This is a genomic window from Mycobacterium sp. IDUB_1 (assembly GCF_055419625.1).
This window is the reverse complement of the sequence record NZ_JBVAYA010000001.1, coordinates 2,243,503-2,262,617: the sequence shown is the minus strand read 5'-3', so window position 1 is coordinate 2,262,617 and position 19,115 is coordinate 2,243,503. Positions and strand designations below refer to the sequence as shown.

Genomic DNA, 19,115 nt, shown 5'->3' with positions numbered 1-19,115 from the left:
TGGCCACCCAATTCGAACAAGTGATCGAATCTCGGTCTGCGACACCGGAACCGGCCGGAGAACCGCGAATGACACTGCTGTGATTACACACGCGTTAGCTGTCTCGGTCAAGCGCTGGAACAGGAATTCATACCATTCCGTGACTCGATTTCGGCGCGTCGCGTTGTGGCGTGTCTGTCACGTTGCCGATCCGGGCCACCTCCGGGGCACGGTCCGCGACCGTATGCGCCTAGTCTCGGTCGGTGTGAAGGTCACTGTTCTGGTCGGCGGCGTGGGTGGCGCTCGCTTCCTCCTGGGTGTTCAACATCTATTGGGGTTGGGGCAGTTCAGTACTCACGATACCGATGAGCACGAAGTGACTGCTGTGGTCAATGTTGGCGATGACGCCTGGATGTTCGGCGTGCGCATCTGCCCCGACCTCGACACCTGCATGTACACCCTGGGCGGCGGTATCGACCCCGAGCGCGGCTGGGGGCACCGCAACGAAACCTGGCACGCCAAGGAGGAACTCGCGGCCTACGGCGTGCAGCCCGATTGGTTCGGTCTGGGCGACCGCGATCTGGCCACGCACCTGGTGCGCAGCCAGATGTTGCGCGCGGGCTATCCGCTCTCTCAGGTCACCGAGGCGCTGTGTGCGCGCTGGAACCCCGGCGCCCGGCTGCTGCCGGCCAGCGATGACCGCAGTGAAACCCACGTCGTCATCACCGATCCCGAGGACCACGAGAAGAAGGCCGTCCACTTCCAGGAGTGGTGGGTCAGGTATCGCGCCCAGGTGCCCACCGAGAGCTTCGCGTTCGTCGGCGCCGACAAGGCCACTGCCGCACCGGGTGTCACCGAGGCGATCGAGGGTGCCGATATCGTGCTGATCGCACCGTCGAACCCGGTCGTCAGCATCGGCTCGATCCTGCGGGTCGGCGGTATCCGCGCCGCGCTACGCGCCACGTCGGCGCCGGTGATCGGGTACAGCCCCATCGTGGCGGGAAAGCCGTTGCGCGGCATGGCCGATGCGTGCCTGTCGGTGATCGGTGTGGACAGCACCTCCGAGGCGGTCGGCGCGCTCTACGGCGCCCGTTCGGGTACCGGCATCCTGGACGGCTGGCTGGTGCACACAGGGGACGACGCGGTGATCGACGGTGTGACGGTGCGGTCGGCGCCTCTGCTGATGAGCGAGCCGGCGGTCACCGCGGAGATGGTGCGCGCCGGTCTGGATCTGGCAGGGGTGAATCTGTGAGAGACCACGGAACGTCGGCTCCCCTGGAACTGCTGCCGGTACCGGGACTTCCGGAGTTCCGGCCGGGCGACGACCTCGGGGCTGCGATCGCCGAGGCCGCCCCCTGGCTGCGCGACGACGACGTGGTGGTCGTCACCAGCAAGGTGCTCTCGAAATGCGAGGGCCGCATGGTCGACGCGCCCGCCGACCCCGAGCTGCGAGACACTCTGCGCCGCAAGTTGATCGACGGTGAGGCGGTGCGAGTGTTGGCCCGCAAGGGGCGCACGCTCATCACCGAGAACGCGCTCGGGTTGGTGCAGGCGGCCGCGGGTGTGGACGGGTCGAACGTCGATTCCCACGAACTCGCGCTGCTTCCTGTCGATCCCGACGGCAGCGCGGCCGCGTTGGTGCAGGCGTTGCGGGAGCGGCTCGGCGTGCGCGTCGGCGTCGTCGTCACCGACACGATGGGCCGGGCGTGGCGTACGGGACAGACCGACGTCGCGATCGGCGCCGCCGGCCTGGAGGTGCTGCACGCCTATGCCGGGGAACACGACCAGCACGGCAACGAGTTGATCGTCACCGAGATCGCGGTCGCCGACGAGATCGCCGCCGCCGCCGACCTCGTGAAGGGCAAGCTGACTGCGGTCCCGGTCGCGGTGGTGCGCGGGCTGACGCTGCGTGACGACGGGTCGACGGCGCGCAACCTCGTGCGCGCCGGCGAGGAAGACCTGTTCTGGCTCGGCACCGAAGAAGCCATCGCGCTGGGGCGCACGCAGGCGCAGCTGCTGCGGCGGTCGGTGCGCAGCTTCAGTGACGACCCGGTGGCGCCCGAGCTGATCGAGTCCACCGTCGCGGAGGCGCTGACCGCGCCTGCGCCGCACCACACTCGGCCGGTGCGCTTCGTGTGGGTGCGCGACATGTCGGTGCGGATCCGGCTGCTCGACGCGATGAAAGAGTCGTGGCGGGCGGATCTGCTGGGTGACGGGCGTGACCCCGCCGCGGTGGAGCGCCGGGTGTCGCGCGGCCAGATCCTCTATGACGCACCTGAATTGGTGATCCCGTTCATGGTGCCCGACGGTGCGCACAGCTATCCCGACGAGCACCGCACCGCGGCCGAGCACACGATGTTCACCGTGGCCGTCGGTGCGGCGGTGCAGGGTCTGCTGGTGGGGCTCGCAGTGCGCGGAGTGGGCAGCTGCTGGATCGGGTCGACGATCTTCGCGCCCGATCTGGTGCGCGCCGAGCTGGATCTGCCCGCGGACTGGGAGCCGTTGGGGGCCGTCGCGATCGGCTACGCGGCCGACGGGCCGGCCGCGCCGCGGGAGCCGGTGCCCACCGACGGCGTGCTGGTCATCCGGTGAGCCTGCACCAGTCGGCCATCGACACGCTCACGCGGTGGCAGCCGGCCGATCAGGGCCAGGAGTCGATGCGGCATGCCGTGCTGGCGTTCCTCGACGCCAATCCGAAGGCATGCCTGCGGGAGTCGGTGTCCGGGCACATCACGGGGTCGGCGCTGGTGCTCAATCACGAGGGCACGCATGCGCTTCTGACGTTGCATCCGCGGTTCGGCCGCTGGTTGCAGCTCGGCGGGCACTGCGAGCCCGAGGATCCCACGCTGGTCGCGGCGGCGTTGCGGGAAGCCACCGAGGAGTCGGGTATCGAGGGGTTGACCATCGACGAGTTGCCGACGGCGATCCACGTGCACCCGGTGACGTGTTCGCTGGGTGTGCCGACGAGGCATCTCGACGTGCAGTTCGTGGTGCGTGCGCCACGCGGAGCGCACGCCGAGATCAGCGATGAGTCCCTCGATCTTCGGTGGTGGCCGCTGGACGACCTGCCGGGCGGCAGCGACTTCGGCCTGCGCCACCTAGCGGCCCTCGCGAAAGTGCAGCCACGGTAGTCACCGCGCGCTCGCAGCTACCGTGAGCGCACTTTCGCGAATGCGCCACGCCGCGGCGACCCTCTCGACAATGTCGTCCTCGGTGTCTTCGCTGATCACCTTGATGTGCAGCCACTCCCGAGCGCGGATCAGCCGCAGCCGCTGCTCGTCCCAGACGTACTGATTCCGGTCCTTGCGGTGGTGGTCGCCGTCGTATTCCACCGCGATCTTGGCGTCCTTCCACCCCATGTCGAGAAACGCGAACGGCTTGCCGCGGCTGTTCAGTAGTGGGATCTGCGTCGCGGGCCGCGGAAAGCCACGCCGCACCAGAAGCATCCGCAGCCAGGTCTCCTTCGGCGATTGCGCTCCCCCATCCATGTGCCCCACCGCGGTGCGCAGCTTCTTCACCCCCCGAGCGCCGGGATACACGTCGGCGAGAACGAGGATCTGCCCAGCAGTGACGTGCGCCGCGTTGGCAAGCGCATCGAGATGCTCGACGGCGCGAGCGAGTGGTAGGTGACGCCCGAGGTCGAGCGCCGTGCGGGCACGCGAGCTCACCGACATGCCTCCGATACGAACCACTTCTTCGGCGGTGATGCGCTCGCTTCGCGAGACGATCCCTGGCGGAGGACGTTTGCAGTCATAGATCAGCTCGATCGGGACGCGGTCGTCGACCCAGCGGGCGCCGTGCAGTGCGGCCGCCGCTCTGCCCGCGATCACCGCACGCCGCTGAGACCACAGCCACGCACCGACGGTGCGGTCGGCGAGAGAGGCTTCGGCATCGCGAGCGATGTAGACGTTGGGGTACAGGCGTCGAAAGCCGTAGCGCAATTCACCGGGAGTCAGCACTCCAGCGGCAATCGCCTCGCTACCGAGAAACACCGTCTGCATGTGCCGAGCGTTCCTGCGCCGTCCGACAGGACACGCACCTCGGAGAGGGGTTATCCACAGCCCGTCTTCCGCGAAAGTGCGCTGACGGTAGCTCGGAGACGCTCGGCGCTACCGTGAGAGCACTCTCGCGGTAGACAAACCTAGATGTCCGTCGAGAAGCGGATGCCGCCGTCGGGAATCGTGATCCCCGGCCACACCCGCGCCCCACGCAGCAGCTCACAGCGCGCCCCGACGTCGGCGCCGTCGCCGATCACGCCGTCGCGGATCAACGCCCGCGGCCCGATGTGCGCGCCGAAGCCGATGATCGACCGCTCGATCACCGCGCCCGCACCCACTTTCGCGCCGTCGAAGATCACCGCGCCGTCCAACCGCGCCCCGCCGGCGATCTCGGCGCCGCGACCGATCACGGTGCCGCCGATCAACAGCGCGCCCGGCGCGACCGACGCCCCGTCGTGTACCAGCGATTCGCCGCGATGCCCGCCGAGCGCCGGCGACGGCGCGATGCCACGCACTAGATCCGCCGAGCCGCGCACGAAGTCCTCCGGCGTGCCCATGTCACGCCAGTAGGTCGAATCCACGTACCCGCAGACCTTCCGGCCGTCGGCGAGCAGTCCGGGAAAGACCTCGCGCTCCACGGACAGCGCGCGGCCGGTCGGGATCTGCTCGATGATCGACCGCTTGAACACGTAGCAGCCGGCGTTGATCTGGTCGGTCGGCGGGTCTTGCGTCTTCTCCAGGAAGGCCGTCACGGTGCCGTCGGATTCGGTTGGCACGCAACCGAATGCGCGGGGATCACCGACGCGCACCAGGTGCAGCGTGACGTCGGCCTGGTTCTCGGAGTGCGAATTCAGCAGTGCGCGCAGGTCGCATCCGCTCAGCACGTCGCCGTTGAAGACGACGGCAGTGTCGTGGCGCAGTTTGGATGCGACGTTGGCGATTCCGCCGCCGGTGCCCAACGGCTCGTCCTCGACGACGTAGTCGATCTGCAGGCCGAGTTTCGAGCCGTCGCCGAATTCGGCTTCGAACACGCCCGCCTTGTAGGAGGTTCCGAGCACCACGTGTTCGATGCCGGCGTCGGCGATCCGTGACAGCAGGTGGGTCAGGAACGGCAACCCGGCGGTGGGCAACATCGGCTTGGGGGCCGACAAGGTCAGTGGGCGCAGGCGTGTGCCCATGCCGCCGACAAGGACGACCGCATCGACATCGGCTGGATTCACCGTCACCCCTGCCCTTTCAGCTGCCCCCTCGGGCTTTCAGAGAACTTCGCACCACCAGGCGTGATCGCGCCCCCAGTGCCGTCCGGAACGCCCACCGTAGCGGAGCGTGCCGTCGCTTCGGGTAACGATCCGCGAGAAAAGTGTAAGTGCTCGCGTGATGGGCGGCGAGGTTGCGGGCGGGATCGCGGCCAGTCGAGTGACCTTTGGCGTGCAGCACCTCCGCTGAGGGGACGTAGACGTTCTGCCACCCGGTGCGGCCGAGCCGATCGCCGAGGTCGACGTCCTCCATGTACATGAAGTAGCGCTCGTCGAAGCCGGCGATCGCGGCGTAGGCGGCGCTGCGCATCAGCAGGCAGGATCCGGAGAGCCAGCCGACGGCGCGTTCGCTGGGGTCCTCTCTCTCCTGGCGGTAGACGGCGGTCCACGGGTTCGACGGCCAGATCGGTCCGACGACGGCGTGCATGCCGCCCCGGATGATCGACGGCAGGTGCCGCGCCGAGGGGTACACCGACCCGTCGGGGTCGCGGATCAGCGGGCCCAGAGCGCCGGCCCGGGGCCATCGGCCGGCGGCTTCCAACAGCAGGTCGATGCTGCCGGGTCCCCATTGCACGTCGGGGTTGGCGACGACGAACATGTCGGTGGTCGTGGACAGTCCGTATTCGGTGACGGCCCGGTTGATCGCCGAGCCGTAGCCGAGGTTCGCCCCGGTGCGGAGCAGCCGGGCGTTGGGGTACCGCGCGATCGCTTCCTCGGGTGTGCCGTCGTCGGAGCCGTTGTCGGCCATGATCACGGTCACGGGCCGTTCGGTGGCGTGGGCCAGCGACGCGAGGAACCGATCCAGATGCGGCCCCGGTGAGTAGGTCACCGTGACGACAAAGAGTTCGTCGCTCACGCGGGGACCATCCATCTCACGGCGTCGAGGGTATCGGGCGCGGGCGGCGTCACCCCACCCGGCTGAGGAGACTGCGGGCCACCAGCGTCACGAGCAGACGATCGTGCGTGGCAGCGGCGGCGAACCAGCGTTCGCCGTCGGTTCCCCGCCGCCGCCCGTGGTCCTCGCGGGCGACCATCGCGGTGGCCGTGTCCGGCCCGAGGACGAGGACCACCCATTCGGCGGTCAGGGGGTCCTGCGGGTCGAGAGGCACGCCGCGCAGGGTCCCGAGATCGGCGGGCAGTTTCTCACCGAAGACGACGACCAGCGGCGACACCGCGCCGATGCGCTGGTAGATCCGTCGGGTGCCGGGTGTGAAGTGCTCGGCGCGCTGCAGGGCGGCGAGCACGATGGGCGGGTTGGCCGCCGCGAGTGCAAGGGTCTCGATGTAACGGGACAGGGCGACGAGGGTGTCTCTGCGTTCCACTCGCACGGCGGCGGCGTCGGCGACGATCTCGAACGGGGTCGCCGATCCCAGCGGGGGTAGTTGGTCCATCGGCTCGGGCGCCCACGCGGTGGTGGTGGTGGAGCGCAGGGGGTCCAGGGGCGCCGGCCGGCCGAACCGGTAGCCCTGGCCCAGCTCCGCGCCGATCGCGCGGGCGCGCTCGAGTTGAGCGGTGGTCTCGATGCCTTCCACCAGAATGGTCGCCCCGGTTCGTCGGCGGTGGGCGAGCACCGCGGCAAGGGTGCGCACCGCCTCGTTGTCGGCGCCCTGCTGGATCACACCGGGCTCCAGCTTGATCACCTCCGGACACACGATGTCCAGCAGAGCCATCGAATCCGGTTGCACGCCAACGTCGTCGAGGGCGATGGCGTAGCCCTGCGCGCGCAGCACATCCACTTTGCGCAGCAGCGCACCGGGGTGTTCGAGCAGTCGCCGCTCGGTGAGTTCCACGATCAGCTTCTGGCCGTCGATCGCTGCGATCGCGCTCGCGGACGGTTCGGTGTTGATGAACAACCAGTTGTCGCGGCCCACCCCGGCGTCGAGCGCGCTGCGCAGCGCCGACTCCGTGCAGTGACCCTCCAGTTCCTCGGTGCGCCCGGTCTCGTCGGCCCGCGCGAAGACGTCAGTGGGGAGCGGATCGTCGAGTTCCGGCCAGCGGGTGAGCACTTCGTAGCCGATCACGGTTTCGTCGCTGAGCGACACGATGGGCTGGAAGACCGACGTCAGCCCGATGCCGTCGACGGCGGCATCGAGTCGTCGCGCCGCCGCGTCGACGGGCGTGTCGGCCATCAACTGCGTGGACCGCTGCAGCCACACGTCGAAGGAGTAGTCATCGGGGCCCAGCGGTCCGGTCGGGCAGTGTTGAACCTGGTTGCCGCCCCGGCGTTTCGCCGCATACATCGCACTGTCAGCGCGAATCATCAGCGTATCGACGCCCTTGGCCTCCGCGCCGAGACCGATGGCGCGCAGCCCGATGCCGGACCATCCGATGCTGGCGGTGAAGGGCACCCGCGACGGGATCGCGGCCAGTCGACGGCACAGCTGCTCGGCGAGTTCGGCGGCCTGCTCGTCGCCGAGAATGCCGGCGACGGCGAATTCCTCACCGCCCCAACGTGCGATGACCGCGCTCGCCGGCGCCTGATCGCGAAGAGTGTCGGCGATCGCGATCAGCGCCTGGTCTCCGGCGGCGTGCCCGGCGGTGTCGTTGAGACGTTTGAAGTCGTCGATGTCGATCATCGCGATGATCAGACGTGCGTCCGCGCCGGCCGGCGTGCCGGTGAGCTGGGCGACTTTCCGCAGGAACGCGCGGCGGTGGTAGAGCCCGGTCAGCGCGTCGCAGTCGGCTTCCTGCAGGTCCATTCGCACGGTGCGGGCGATGGCGGTGACGGCCAGGAGCAGTCCGATGTTGAGCGCGCTCACCACCGCGACGGCACCGATCGCGAGCACCGGATCGTCGGTGCGGTGGGCCAGTTGGACGCTGAGGACTGCGGTCGCTCCCATCGCGATCGCGATGACGGCGACGACGCCGCGCGTCGAGTGCATCAGAGCGCCGAAGCTGTTGAGCACCGCGATCAGAACGCATCCGGCGAGGCCGAGCAGCGCGTGGGACTGGCTGAGGCTCCCGACGGCCAGCACCGCGGCACCGAGGACGCCGACCATGTCGGAGTGTGGACGCGCGACCCACGTCGTCCCGAGGAGCAGGCAGCCGGCCGACGCCGCGACGGCGAGGACGGTTGCGGCCCCCGGGTCGGGCCCGCGGGAGCTGGACAGGGAGGCGAGGAGGCCGGCGCCGCCCAGCACGAGCACTCCCGCGACCACGTACCGCGCGAGACCCTGTCGGCGCCCGGGTGCCATCGCCGATGGCACCCGGGTACCTCCGACCTTCACCTGTGCTGCGCCCTCATCACCGCAGCTTCCCACCAATCGAGGGACGTTATCGCCGAGTCTTCACATTGGCCGGTCGGCGGAAAGCGCGTCGACGAGCGCGTCGCGCCACCCGCGAAGGGGTGTGAGGCCTGCCCGCACAGATCCGGCCGCCGACAGCACCGAATAGGACGGCCGCGGCGCCGGGCGCGGGTGGCGGTCGCTGCCGACGGGTCGGACCCGCGACGGGTCGGCGCCGAGCTCTGAGAACACGGCCTGCGCCTGGTCGAACCGGCTGGCTTCGCCGGCGTTGGCGGCGTGCAGGATCGGCCCGCGCACTCCCCCGTCGGCGATCTGCAGCAGCGCGACGCACAGGTCGCCCACGTAGGTCGGTGAGCCGATCTGGTCGGCGACGACGTCGACGGTGTCCGATCCGGCGGCTGTGCGGCGCATCGCGGCGACGAAGTCGGTGCCGTCGGCACCTTCGTAGACCCAGGAGGTGCGTACGACGTACGCCGCTGGCAGTGCCGCCAGCACCGCGTGCTCGCCGGCGAGCTTGGTCCGCCCGTACACCGACAGGGGCCCGGTGTCGTCGTCGATGTCGTAGGGCGCGCGCGCCCCGGACGCGCCGAAGACGTAGTCGGTGGAGATGTGGATGAGTGAGGCCCCGGCCCGGGCGCAGGCCGCGGCGACGTTGCCGGCGCCGGTGGAGTTGACGGCGTGTGCGCGGTCGGGGTCGGCCTCGGCCTGATCGACTTGGGTGAAGGCGGCGCAGTTGACGACGACGTCGCCGGCGCGGAGTTCACCGGGGTCATCTCCGGTGATGTCCCACTCGGCCGAGGTGAACCCGAGGACCTCGCGGCCTCGGGCGGCGGCCTGACCTGCAAGAAAGCGTCCGACCATGCCGCCGGCTCCAGTGATCACGATTCGGTCAGCCATAGGTAGCGAGTGTGGCACGCCGAGGACGGCTCCCCCGTCTCGCGCCCGCCCGCCAGTAGCCTGGGCGGATGCCTGCAGCTCAGATGACCCGTGTCATCTCCGTCATCGTGACGTTGGCAATCGTCGTCGGCACCGGCGTCGCGTGGGGCAAGATCCGGTCCTTCGAGTCGGGCATCAACCACGTCAGCCCGGTCGCGCTCGGCGAGGGCGGCGAGGACGGCGCGATCGACATCCTGCTGGTCGGCATGGACAGCCGCACCGATGCGCACGGCAATCCGCTGAGCGCCGAGGAGCTGGCCACGCTGCGCGCCGGTGACGACGTGTCCACCAACACCGACACGATCATCTTGATCCGCATCCCGAACAACGGGCGCTCGGCGACGGCGATCTCGATTCCCCGCGACTCCTACGTCGAGGCGCCGGGCATCGGGAAGATGAAGATCAACGGCGTCTACGGCTCGGTGCATCTGGAGAAGATGAAGCAGCTCGTCGAGCAGGAGGGCGAGGACCCGAAGGTCGCGGAGAAAGAGGCGACCGAGGCGGGCCGCGAGGAGCTGATCAAGACGGTCGCCAATCTCACCGGCGTGACGGTCGATCACTACGCCGAGGTCGGCCTGCTGGGCTTCGCATTGATCACCGATGCCTTGGGCGGGGTCAACGTCTGCCTCAAAAATGCTGTCTACGAACCTCTTTCGGGCGCCGACTTCCCCGCCGGGTGGCAGAAGCTGAGCGGCCCGCAGGCGCTGAGTTTCGTGCGGCAGCGCCATGACCTGCCGCGCGGGGATCTGGACCGGGTGACCCGCCAGCAGGCGTTCATGGCGTCGTTGGCGCATGAGGTGATCTCGAGCAAGACGCTGTCGAGCCCCGCCACGCTGAACCGGCTCGAGGACGCGGTGCAGCGCTCCGTCGTCCTCTCTGACGGCTGGAGCATCATGGATTTCGCCGACCAGCTGAGCAAGCTCTCGGGCGGCAACATCGCGTTCGCCACGATCCCGATCGTCGAAGAGGCCGGCTGGAGCGACGACGGCATGCAGTCGGTGGTGCGGGTGAACCCCCCTGAGGTGAAGGAGTGGGTGAGCAGCCTCCTGCACGACCAGGAGGAGGGAAAGACCGACGAGCTCGCCTACAGCCCTGACAAGACCACGGTCGACGTGATCAACGACAGCGATGTGAACGGCTTGGCCGCGGCGGTGTCGCAGGTGTTGACGGGTAAGGGCTTCGTCGCCGGCAACGTCGGCAACAACGAGGGAACCAAGGTCACCAACAGCCAGGTCCAGGCAGCCTCGAGCGACGACAGGGGCGCCCAGGAGGTGGCCACGCAGCTGGGTGGCCTGCCGGTCATCGAGGACGCGTCGGTGCCCCAGGGTGCGGTGCGGGTGGTGCTGGCGGCTGACTACACCGGTCCCGGTTCGGGTCTGGACGGCACGGACGTCACGCTGTCGGCCCCGGTGGCCAACGCGTCTGGCGGCGGAGAGGCACTGCCGACCGCGTCGCCGATCATCACGGCGGGGTCGAACGACCCGCAGTGCGTCAACTGATGGCGATCAACCTCTCCTCGGCGATTCTCGATCCGCTGCTGGCACGCAATCCGGCCGGGCCGCGTATCACCTATTACGACGACGCGACCGGCGAGCGCATCGAATGTTCGACGGTGACATTGGCGAACTGGGCGGCCAAGACCGCCAACCTGCTGCGCGATGAGATGGGGGCCGGCCCGGGCAGCCGGGTGGCGGTGTTGCTGCCGGCTCACTGGCAGACGGCGGCGGTGCTGCTCGGCATCTGGTGGATCGGCGCGGAGGCCGTCCTCGGCGACGGTGACGCCGACCTCGCGCTGTGCGCCGAGGGCCGGCTCGATGACGCCGACGCCGCGGTCAGCGGTGGCGAGGTCGCGGTGCTGTCCTTGGACCCGTTCGGCCGCCCGGCGGCGAATCTCCCTGTGGGAGTGACCGATTACGCGACGGCTGTGCGGGTGCACGGTGACCAGATCGTCGCGGAGCGGAACCCGGGTCCGGCGTTGGATGGCCGCTCAGGCGATGACGTTCTCGCCGCGGCTCGTGCCGCTGCCGACGCGCACGGCTTGGGCGCCGACGATCGGGTGCTGTCCAGCGCACCCTGGGACACCGCCGACGATGTGGTTGCTCATCTGGTCGCGCCCTATGCGGTGGGTGCGTCCCTCGTCTATGTCGCGCATCCGGACGCCTCCGCGCTGGAGCGTCGGCGAGCTACGGAGAAGATCACGCGCGGCTGAGCGCTGAAACCACGTCGAGATCCTTTTGTGACACGGACGTGCCGTTCTGGCGAAGTCGGAAGCCACTGTTACCGAAAGCGGCTTCGAACCCGACATAATTGACAGAATCGTTACTGTGACCTTAATGTTCCCGTAACCACATGCTGTTCACAGGTTGATCGCGCACACTGATCAACGACCGACAGCGGCAGATCTGGCAAAGGACGGCGCCGATGGACACAACCATCACCGCACTGGCAGTCCTCATGGCGCTTACGCTGTGGCACCTCCGCAACCGCCGGCACGCCGGCTGGTTGGCCAGCGCTGACGGCCGGTTCTTCGTGTTCTGCGGGTATGCGCTGGTCGCGATCGCCGCGTACTGGCTCGAGTCGGCACCCACCGCAACCACCTGGGAATGGGTGTTCGGGAACCTGTGGGCGCTCGCCGCGATGGTCGCCTTCGTGATCGGCTTCGGGCATCTCAACCGGGCGACCACGGAGCATGCGTGGGCGGCCCTGCAGTTCGAAGCCATCGAACACTCGGACGCAGCAGCGAAGTAGTTCAGTACGTCGAGCGAAACGACCCGTCATTCGCGGGTCGTTTTTGCGTTCCTGGGGGGTCGTTCCGCCACTCGCGGCCAGCAAAGCAGTTGACCCAAAACGTTCGAGACGTGCAGCGTCGACTGCCATACTCCGGACGGGGCCGGGGGTCGCGCCCCGGGGGAACGCCTGTCAGCAGCCTATGGATGGCGCGGGCGGGCACAACACAATCTGGGGGCGGGATGTACCGGGGGAATCGAGTTTCAGCACGGGTGTGCGTTCAGGTCAGCGGAGCCGCTGTGGTCGCCGGCGGTCTGCTGTTGGGGGGCTCGGCAGCTATTGCCCTGGCGACACCTCAGGCAGCTGACCAGAACTCCGCGGGCGCCTGTGCGGACTGGCGAGTTCCGTGCGGCAGCGACACTCCACTTAACGCTCGACCGGCTGCGGTGCGGACATACAACGGGCCGATCCTCGGCTTGTTCGGACCTGGTCTCGATGCACCGGCAGACTGTGTCGGCGCGGAATGCAACGGCGGAAACGGCGGCTTGTTCTTCGGCAGTGGCGGCGACGCCGCGAATGGCGGAAAGGGCGGCGACGCTTACTTTTTCGGTTCTGGTGGACGCGGCGGTGACGGTACGGCGCCCGGTCAGGACGGAGGCGGAGGCGGGCGTGGCGGCTTGTTCTTCGGCGCGGGCGGTGACGGTGGCAATGGCGCCGACGGCGAGGACGGCCACGACGGCGACAACCCGACGGTGGACGGCAGCCAGGCGGATCCCGGGACGTCGTATGGCGATCTTCTCGGAAGTGGCAACCAAACCGGCCTGAGCGGCGGCATCGGCGACGATGCGACCGCCGAAGGCCAGAGTGGCGGCGGCGGCGGCAAGGGACAAACGGCGCTCAGCGGCGTCTCCAACGTGAACGGTGTTCCGACGCTGACGCCTCCGGGAGGCGTCGCTACTGGGGGCAACGGCGGCAATGGTGGCAACGGAGCAGCAGGTGGCCGGGGCGGCGACGGTGGAAACGGTGGCGATGCCTACAGCTTCGGCTCAGTCGGCGGTGAGGAAGCTATCGGCGGTGGCGGCGGCCGTGGCGGTAACGGCGGAACAGGCGCCGACGGCGGCAACGGCGGCAATGGCGGGTTCGCGCTCGCTACTCAGGAGTTCCCTGCCACTGGCGAGGGTTTCCAGGGCCGAGGCGGTGACGGCGGCCGAGGCGGAGACGGCGGCAAGGGCGCGAGCGGCACAGACGGGACGAACGGCGGCGCCGGAGGAGCTGGTGGGCGCGGGGGCGCCTTCGGTGGCCGCGGCGGCGCAGGCGGCGCGGGAGGTGACGGCGGCGACGGCGGAAACGGAGACCGCGGCGGAAATGGCGGCAACGGCGGCAACGGTGCCGACGCATTGAGCGACGGCCTCGCCGGTGAGCCAGGCCAAGAAGGACAAGGCGGCGACGGCGGTGCCTTCGGCACCGGCGGCGTGGGAGGCGCTGGAGGCGCAAGCGGATTCGGCCGGCAGCACGGCGACTCCGGGGCCCACGGCGAGGTCGGGACTGCCGGGACCGAGGGCCAACCGGGTACCCCGGGCCAGCGGGGTCAGGGTCGAAGCGACTAGTCGTCGAGCGCTGACAGGGGGCCGATAGCCTCGATCAATGCCGTCACCTGAACGCGTTGCTCTGAATCGCGAAGTCCTGCACGCCGCGCTCGACGGAACGGGGTGGCGCCGCGTCGACGTCGTCGAGGACACGGGATCGACGAACGCCGACCTGGTCGCTCGTGCTGCCGACGGCGAGGACATCGGCGGGGCGGTGCTACTGGCCGAGCATCAGTCGGCCGGGCGCGGCCGGCACGGGCGGCGATGGTCGGCTCCCCCGCGCACCCAGATCTCGATGTCCGTCGGCGTCGACACCACAGGCGTCGCGCCGGAGAGCTGGGGCTGGCTGCCGCTGCTGACCGGCCTCGCCGTCGCGACGACCGTGCAATCTCATGGCGTGGACGCGACGGTGAAGTGGCCCAACGACGTTCTGGTCGGCAGCGGAAAATTGGCCGGCATCCTCGCCGAGGTGGCGGCTCCCGTCGTCGTGGTGGGTGTCGGGCTCAACGTGAGCTTCGACGCGAGCGATGTGCCCGACCCCAATGCCGTGTCGATGACGATGCTCGGTGCCGACGTCGACCGCACCGAGCTCGCGGCCGCGCTCTTGCACACTCTCAGCGAGCGGATCGAGCAGTGGCGAGCTTCCGATGCCACGCTGGCTGCCGACTATCGCGGAGTGAGCTCAACGATCGGCACCCGGGTGCGCGCTCTGCTGCCCGGTGACGACGAAATCATAGGTGTCGCAACGGCTGTCGACGACGGCGGACGCTTGATCATCGATCGCGACGGTGAGCTCGTCACGGTGTCGGCGGGCGACATCACGCATCTGCGGATCGCCGACTGACTAACGGCAACTGCGGCGTGGATTCGACCTGGTCGAGATTGCGTTGGCGCCATCATTCGCCGCGCTAGTGTGCACTATGCGTAGCGGCGGGGCGCGGTGGTTGGCTACCTGCCTGGTGGCCCTCGTTGTTCTCGCCTCGGCTCCCGTCGCGCCCGCCCTGCCCGCTGCCCTCCCGTCGGCCGGCTTCGGCTTCAGCACGGGATCTGCATGGGAATTCAGCACGCCGACTGAGATCGACCGCGAGTTCGACGCCATAGCCCGAACCGGGGCGTCCTGGCTTCGAATACTCATCAACTGGGATCACGTCGAACCGACCAAGGGTAACTTCGACTTCGCCAAGCTCGACGCCATCGTCGCCGCGGCACAGCGGCACAAGCTCTCGCTCCTGGGCTTGATTGCGTACTCGGCCCCGTGGGCTCGGCCGCCGGGGTCTTTCTTCACCGCCTACCCCACCGATCCCGCCAGCTTTGCCTCATTCGCCGCCGTGGTTGTCGGCAGGTATCGAGACCGCATCTCCCGATGGGAGATCTGGAACGAGCCGAACCTCTCTCAGTTCACCGGCCTTAACCCGGCTGACGGTGGCATGTACGCAGCGCTGCTGAAAGCCACATATCCCGCTATCAAAGCGATCCAACCGAACAGCACCGTCGTGGCGGCGGGCCTGAGCCGGTCGCTGGGCCCCGGGGCGCCACCGGCGTTCCTCGAGGAGATGTACGCCGCGGGAGTACAGGGCTATTTCGACGCGGCGGCCGCGCATCCCTACGTGTTTCCGGGCGGAATCGCGGCGGACCCGGAGAACGGCTGGTCGGATGTCGGCCGTATGCACGACGTGATGACGGCGCATGGCGACGGCGGGAAGCCTATCTGGTTCACCGAGTTGGGGGCCCCGACAAATGATCCGGCTTCCGGCGGCGTCACCCAACAGGCGCAGGCTGAACAGATCGCCGCGGTACTGGCCGCTGCTGCGAACACTTCCTACGGTGGCCCGGCCTTCATCTACGGCATTCGAGACATCGACACGGCCGACACCACAGATCGTGAAAAGAACTTCGGCGCACTGTTGACATCCGATTGGCAGCAGAAGTTCACGGCGACGATTCTCGCTCGCTGACTGTCCTGGCCGTACGGCGTTGCCTCCGTACGGGTTCAACTCCGGGGGGACAAGTTCTCCATTAGGCGAGTGGCGAAGTAGTGCTCGGTGAAACGGTCAGCGACCTTTTTGATCACGTCCGCATCCCAGTCGACAGCCCGGCTGTTCAGAACCGCATCGCGGATCAATTCAGGGCTCGGCTCGTCGAAATAGACCCCCGTCTCGTATTCATTGACGGTGTCGAGAAAGCCGCCCCACCTCAACACAATCGACGGCTTCCCGTAAGTGGCTGCCTCGAGCGGCGTCAGCCCGTAATCCTCGAAACTGGCGGAGACGACGGCGACGCAGTTCGCGTACAACCAGCGGATTTCGCTGTCGGTGAGATCTTTGATCATGCGTACAGAGGGGCCTGCAAGCGCCGTCAAACGCCGCTCTTCGGGCCCCGACCCGACGACCACCAAAGGTGATCCGAGCAGATTGAAGGCTTCTATCACCGCGTCGATGTTCTTGTACGGCAGCAGACGAGAAATGCACAGATGGAATTCTCCGCAGTCTGCGCCAAGGGAGGTCACATCGACGTTTTCCATCGACGCCTCGGTGTCGAATGAATGGGGAGCAGGAAGAACTTCGGCATCGATACCATAAACCTGCTGAATTCGCTGTCGCACCTCTGTCGATATCGCATAATACTTGTTCGCTGTCAGCGCCTTTTTCCTGTCCCAACGCCTAAGGAATGGAGCTAATAGCAAAAGTATGAGAGCTTTCAGCCCAAACTGTTCTTTTCCGAGATACTTCTCCGTCTGATAAAGCCACCGCGCCGGCGAATAACAATAGACGATCTTGGCTCCGGTGACAGGAATGCCGTGCGCCCACCCACTGCTGCTGACGATGGTGATCTCCGCATCGATGCACATCGCCCCTACCGCCCAAGCGAGTAGCGGAAAGGCCAGCCTGTGGTACTTACGGAACACTGCGAACCGGTTGAGCCCACCGGTTCGGACGTCAAGTTCCCTAAATTCTGGAAACGTGCCTTCCGGGTCATAGAGGGTGGTGTATATCGGCGCGCCAGGAAACGCCCGCGCCATCGCGAGCACGACTCGCTCCGCCCCACCTCTCTGGGTCAGGTAGTCATGCGCGATGGCTACCTTCACCTGGGGCATGGGGGGACACTAGCGAACCCAGATGCCATCGATGCAGGAATTCGTTTCGAAAGTCTGACGATCTTGATTCATCGGGGGTTACTCTGACTCGGCAGCGCGCAATCCAGTTGCGATACATAAGTATTGTAGGAGTACTGAATGGTCGTCCACGCGAAGTCGGCGCTCATCACGGGGATCACTGGACAAGATGGTGGTCATCTGGCTCCGCTATTGCACGAAAAGGGATACGAGGTCTTCGGCATCATCCGCGGGCAAAGCAGTTATAAGAAAGCTCGATTGCTCGAGGAGTTCCCCTACCTGAACCTGATCGAGGCCGATCTGCACGATCCTGTTGCGGTGATCCAAGCTGTCGACGAGGCCGACCCGGACGAGTTCTACAACCTCGCCGCCGTCAGCCACGTCGGCTACTCGTTCAAGAACCCGATGCTTACTCTCGAGACGACTGCCCGTGGCGTTTTGAACTGCCTTGAAGCGATCCGTCTGACACGGCGCTCTGACCGCTGCCGGTTCTACCAGGCGTCCACCTCGGAGATGTACGGCGGATTGGATTACAACCGACCGATTAAGGGGTACGACGAAGACTCGTTGTTTCACCCCCGCAGTCCGTACGGGGTGGCAAAGCTGTACGGACATTGGATCGCAAAGAACTACCGAGAGAGCTACGGGCTCTTCGTCTCGTGCGGCATCCTGTTCAACCACGAGGGCGAGCGCCGTGGCGTGGAGTTCGTGACGAGGAAGATCACCAATGCCGTGGCGCGGATTCACCTCGGTCAGCAGAGCCACGTCGAGCTCGGCAGCCTGTACCCCAAGCGAGACTGGGGATACGCGGGTGACTACGTGCGGGGAATGTGGCAGATGCTGCAGCATGATGAGCCGGATGATTTCGTCCTGGCCACCGGCGAGGCCCACTCCATCGAAGACTTTGTCAAGCAGGCGTTCCAGGAGGTCGGAATCGACGACTGGAGGCCTTATGTGCGGCAGAGTTCACATTTGGTCCGGCCGGCTGAGGTCGACGTAATTCTCGGTAATCCGGTGAAAGCGGAAACTACGCTCCAGTGGCGGCGGGAGGTCGATTTCCCCGGTTTGGTCAAACGTATGGTCCAGCACGATGTCATCGAGGAGCGCAGCGGTCTCGGCGCTCAACCCGCTCCTTCCGTCGGCTGACACAAAGCGACGGCCTATCGCCGACTTCGTGGAGATCAGCAACTGGTGGTCGCCGGAATATTCGAGAAGCGCTGACCGATCCACTCGACGGAATTTGCGGCGTCGACGTCGCCGTGACTTTTGTCGGGTTGGAACACCACTTCGATCTGGTCACCGAGTGCGCACGCCCGTGCCAGCGCCTGTCTGGTTGCTTCAGTGGGGATGTATTCGTCTCTGCCGGCGTAGAGCACCAACATCGGCGCCGATGCGCGCCTCTGCGGTAGAGCCATCTGCGCGAGTATGTCTTTCAAGCGTTGTCGGGCTTCGGGTGTCACCGGCGAGAGGTCGCCGGTCGAAACGTCGCCATCGTTGAGGAGGACGGCCCGTTCCTCGGTCAGGGGTCCGGCACATGCATTCAGGACGTCCCACTTTCGCTCGACCACACCGCGCCGGTACTCGTCGAGGGGAAACGTTGGCCGGGTCCGCTGCAATCCCCGCAGAATCGCGATGTACATGGCCTTCTGCTCGTTTGTCAGCGTGCCGTCCGCCGCCGCGTCTGCGAGGCCAGACTGATCGGCGGTCGGCACCATGCTCACCGTCCCGACGAGATACAGCTCGGGTGCGTAGGTGGCAGCCTGTTCGTTGGCTGCCCACACCGCCGCCCCACCCTGCGAACCCCCGATCGCGGCCCATCGTCCGGCGATGTCACGCGATACGCGACGCAGTGCCCGTACCGAGTCGATGACGTTGAAACCCGCGGTTCTCGCATCGAGATAGGGGTGAACGCCAGGCGCGCCAAGACCCTGATAGTCAGTGGCGGCAACGGCGAAACCCAGCCGCAGCCACTTGGTGACGCCGCCGATCCCTCCCATGAGCGTCGGGGAGAGCGACGGGCCGCATTCCGGGTCGAACCCGGATGTACCGTGAGCGACCGCGACGACCGGCCAGCCACCGCGGGGAGGTCGCCCTGGCGGTATGAAGACAGCGCCGGACACCACTGTCGCGGAACCGTCGATTGCGGATGTCGACCGGTAGAGAACCCGCACTGCTGTGGTGCCGAGTGGCACCGAACGATCGATATCGGTCATCACAGTGGCCTTGAGTAGCGAACCAGGTTCTGTGCCGCCCAGCTCCGCTCCGCGGACTCGAGG

At 67.3% G+C, this 19,115-nt stretch carries 17 protein-coding genes; 10 read left to right on the top strand and 7 right to left on the bottom strand.

The window, feature by feature from the left end:
- The first annotated feature begins 244 nt into the window (after positions 1-244).
- From cofD to ACZYYX_RS11355, 3 genes are read left to right on the top strand one after another with little or no spacing between them, the layout of a single operon-like run.
- The gene (gene cofD, locus ACZYYX_RS11365; protein WP_463814497.1) at positions 245-1,231 is read left to right on the top strand and encodes a 2-phospho-L-lactate transferase; all 987 of its coding nucleotides are present in this window, start codon (positions 245-247) and stop codon (positions 1,229-1,231) included.
- Positions 1,228-2,571, top strand: a complete 1,344-nt coding sequence (locus tag ACZYYX_RS11360; protein ID WP_463814496.1) for a coenzyme F420-0:L-glutamate ligase — start codon at positions 1,228-1,230, stop codon at positions 2,569-2,571. Before cofD ends, ACZYYX_RS11360 begins: the two co-directional genes overlap by 4 nt.
- Positions 2,568-3,110, top strand: coding sequence for an NUDIX hydrolase (locus tag ACZYYX_RS11355; RefSeq protein ID WP_463814495.1), 543 nt, complete (start codon positions 2,568-2,570; stop codon positions 3,108-3,110). Before ACZYYX_RS11360 ends, ACZYYX_RS11355 begins: the two co-directional genes overlap by 4 nt.
- Here the strand turns inward: ACZYYX_RS11355 and ACZYYX_RS11350 are convergent, their stop codons facing one another.
- From ACZYYX_RS11350 to rfbD, 5 genes are all read right to left on the bottom strand, one after another.
- Positions 3,111-3,980 (bottom strand): hypothetical protein, encoded by an 870-nt coding sequence (locus ACZYYX_RS11350; RefSeq protein WP_463814494.1) that lies wholly within the window; start codon positions 3,978-3,980, stop codon positions 3,111-3,113.
- A 140-nt stretch (positions 3,981-4,120) separates the two neighbouring features.
- Complete coding sequence (gene manB / locus ACZYYX_RS11345) at positions 4,121-5,197, bottom strand: mannose-1-phosphate guanylyltransferase (RefSeq protein WP_463814877.1); 1,077 nt, start codon at positions 5,195-5,197, stop codon at positions 4,121-4,123.
- Positions 5,198-5,213: 16 nt separating this feature from the next.
- Positions 5,214-6,089 carry a glycosyltransferase family 2 protein gene (locus ACZYYX_RS11340; RefSeq protein ID WP_463814493.1) on the bottom strand — a complete coding sequence of 292 codons (876 nt, stop codon included), beginning with the start codon at positions 6,087-6,089 and terminating at the stop codon, positions 5,214-5,216.
- A 49-nt stretch (positions 6,090-6,138) separates the two neighbouring features.
- Entirely contained in the window at positions 6,139-8,460 is a 2,322-nt protein-coding gene (locus ACZYYX_RS11335; RefSeq protein WP_463814492.1) for an EAL domain-containing protein, read from the bottom strand.
- Between the two features lie 60 nt (positions 8,461-8,520).
- Positions 8,521-9,375 carry a dTDP-4-dehydrorhamnose reductase gene (gene rfbD / locus ACZYYX_RS11330; protein WP_463814491.1) on the bottom strand — a complete coding sequence of 285 codons (855 nt, stop codon included), beginning with the start codon at positions 9,373-9,375 and terminating at the stop codon, positions 8,521-8,523.
- A gap of 68 nt (positions 9,376-9,443) precedes the next feature.
- Here rfbD and ACZYYX_RS11325 point away from each other — a divergent pair, with 68 nt between their 5' ends.
- The 6 genes from ACZYYX_RS11325 to ACZYYX_RS11300 all read left to right on the top strand — a co-directional run bounded on the left by ACZYYX_RS11325 (position 9,444) and on the right by ACZYYX_RS11300 (position 15,682).
- Positions 9,444-10,913, top strand: coding sequence for an LCP family protein (locus tag ACZYYX_RS11325; RefSeq protein ID WP_463814490.1), 1,470 nt, complete (start codon positions 9,444-9,446; stop codon positions 10,911-10,913).
- On the top strand, positions 10,913-11,623 hold the full coding sequence (locus ACZYYX_RS11320) for a TIGR03089 family protein (protein ID WP_463814876.1): 711 nt from the start codon (positions 10,913-10,915) through the stop codon (positions 11,621-11,623). The genes ACZYYX_RS11325 and ACZYYX_RS11320 overlap by 1 nt, the downstream gene beginning before the upstream one ends.
- 212 nt (positions 11,624-11,835) lie before the next feature.
- A complete protein-coding gene (locus ACZYYX_RS11315) occupies positions 11,836-12,162 on the top strand; it encodes a hypothetical protein (RefSeq protein ID WP_463814489.1) in 327 nt (108 codons plus the stop codon).
- 425 nt (positions 12,163-12,587) lie between these two features.
- Positions 12,588-13,748, top strand: a complete 1,161-nt coding sequence (locus ACZYYX_RS11310) for a hypothetical protein (RefSeq protein WP_463814488.1) — start codon at positions 12,588-12,590, stop codon at positions 13,746-13,748.
- Between the two features lie 37 nt (positions 13,749-13,785).
- The gene (locus tag ACZYYX_RS11305; protein ID WP_463814487.1) at positions 13,786-14,571 is read left to right on the top strand and encodes a biotin--[acetyl-CoA-carboxylase] ligase; all 786 of its coding nucleotides are present in this window, start codon (positions 13,786-13,788) and stop codon (positions 14,569-14,571) included.
- A gap of 76 nt (positions 14,572-14,647) precedes the next feature.
- Positions 14,648-15,682 carry a glycoside hydrolase 5 family protein gene (locus ACZYYX_RS11300; protein ID WP_463814486.1) on the top strand — a complete coding sequence of 345 codons (1,035 nt, stop codon included), beginning with the start codon at positions 14,648-14,650 and terminating at the stop codon, positions 15,680-15,682.
- A 35-nt stretch (positions 15,683-15,717) separates the two neighbouring features.
- Here the strand turns inward: ACZYYX_RS11300 and ACZYYX_RS11295 are convergent, their stop codons facing one another.
- A complete protein-coding gene (locus tag ACZYYX_RS11295; RefSeq protein WP_463814485.1) occupies positions 15,718-16,821 on the bottom strand; it encodes a glycosyltransferase in 1,104 nt (367 codons plus the stop codon).
- A gap of 138 nt (positions 16,822-16,959) precedes the next feature.
- Between ACZYYX_RS11295 and ACZYYX_RS11290 the strand changes: the two genes are divergently transcribed.
- Positions 16,960-17,985, top strand: a complete 1,026-nt coding sequence (locus ACZYYX_RS11290) for a GDP-mannose 4,6-dehydratase (protein WP_463814484.1) — start codon at positions 16,960-16,962, stop codon at positions 17,983-17,985.
- 35 nt (positions 17,986-18,020) lie between these two features.
- On the opposite strand, the gene ACZYYX_RS11285 is transcribed toward ACZYYX_RS11290, so the two are convergent.
- The gene (locus ACZYYX_RS11285; RefSeq protein ID WP_463814483.1) at positions 18,021-19,052 is read right to left on the bottom strand and encodes a lipase family protein; all 1,032 of its coding nucleotides are present in this window, start codon (positions 19,050-19,052) and stop codon (positions 18,021-18,023) included.
- Positions 19,053-19,115 lie beyond the last annotated feature (63 nt).

Coding starts and splice junctions, on each gene's coding strand:
- ACZYYX_RS11305 (WP_463814487.1), top strand. CDS start 13,786: ATGCCGTCACCTGAACGCGTTGCTCTGAATCGCGAAGTCCTGCACGCC.
- ACZYYX_RS11285 (WP_463814483.1), bottom strand. CDS start 19,052: ATGACCGATATCGATCGTTCGGTGCCACTCGGCACCACAGCAGTGCGG.
- ACZYYX_RS11325 (WP_463814490.1), top strand. CDS start 9,444: ATGCCTGCAGCTCAGATGACCCGTGTCATCTCCGTCATCGTGACGTTG.
- ACZYYX_RS11300 (WP_463814486.1), top strand. CDS start 14,648: ATGCGTAGCGGCGGGGCGCGGTGGTTGGCTACCTGCCTGGTGGCCCTC.
- ACZYYX_RS11295 (WP_463814485.1), bottom strand. CDS start 16,821: ATGCCCCAGGTGAAGGTAGCCATCGCGCATGACTACCTGACCCAGAGA.
- rfbD (WP_463814491.1), bottom strand. CDS start 9,375: ATGGCTGACCGAATCGTGATCACTGGAGCCGGCGGCATGGTCGGACGC.
- ACZYYX_RS11350 (WP_463814494.1), bottom strand. CDS start 3,980: ATGCAGACGGTGTTTCTCGGTAGCGAGGCGATTGCCGCTGGAGTGCTG.
- ACZYYX_RS11290 (WP_463814484.1), top strand. CDS start 16,960: ATGGTCGTCCACGCGAAGTCGGCGCTCATCACGGGGATCACTGGACAA.
- ACZYYX_RS11315 (WP_463814489.1), top strand. CDS start 11,836: ATGGACACAACCATCACCGCACTGGCAGTCCTCATGGCGCTTACGCTG.
- ACZYYX_RS11320 (WP_463814876.1), top strand. CDS start 10,913: ATGGCGATCAACCTCTCCTCGGCGATTCTCGATCCGCTGCTGGCACGC.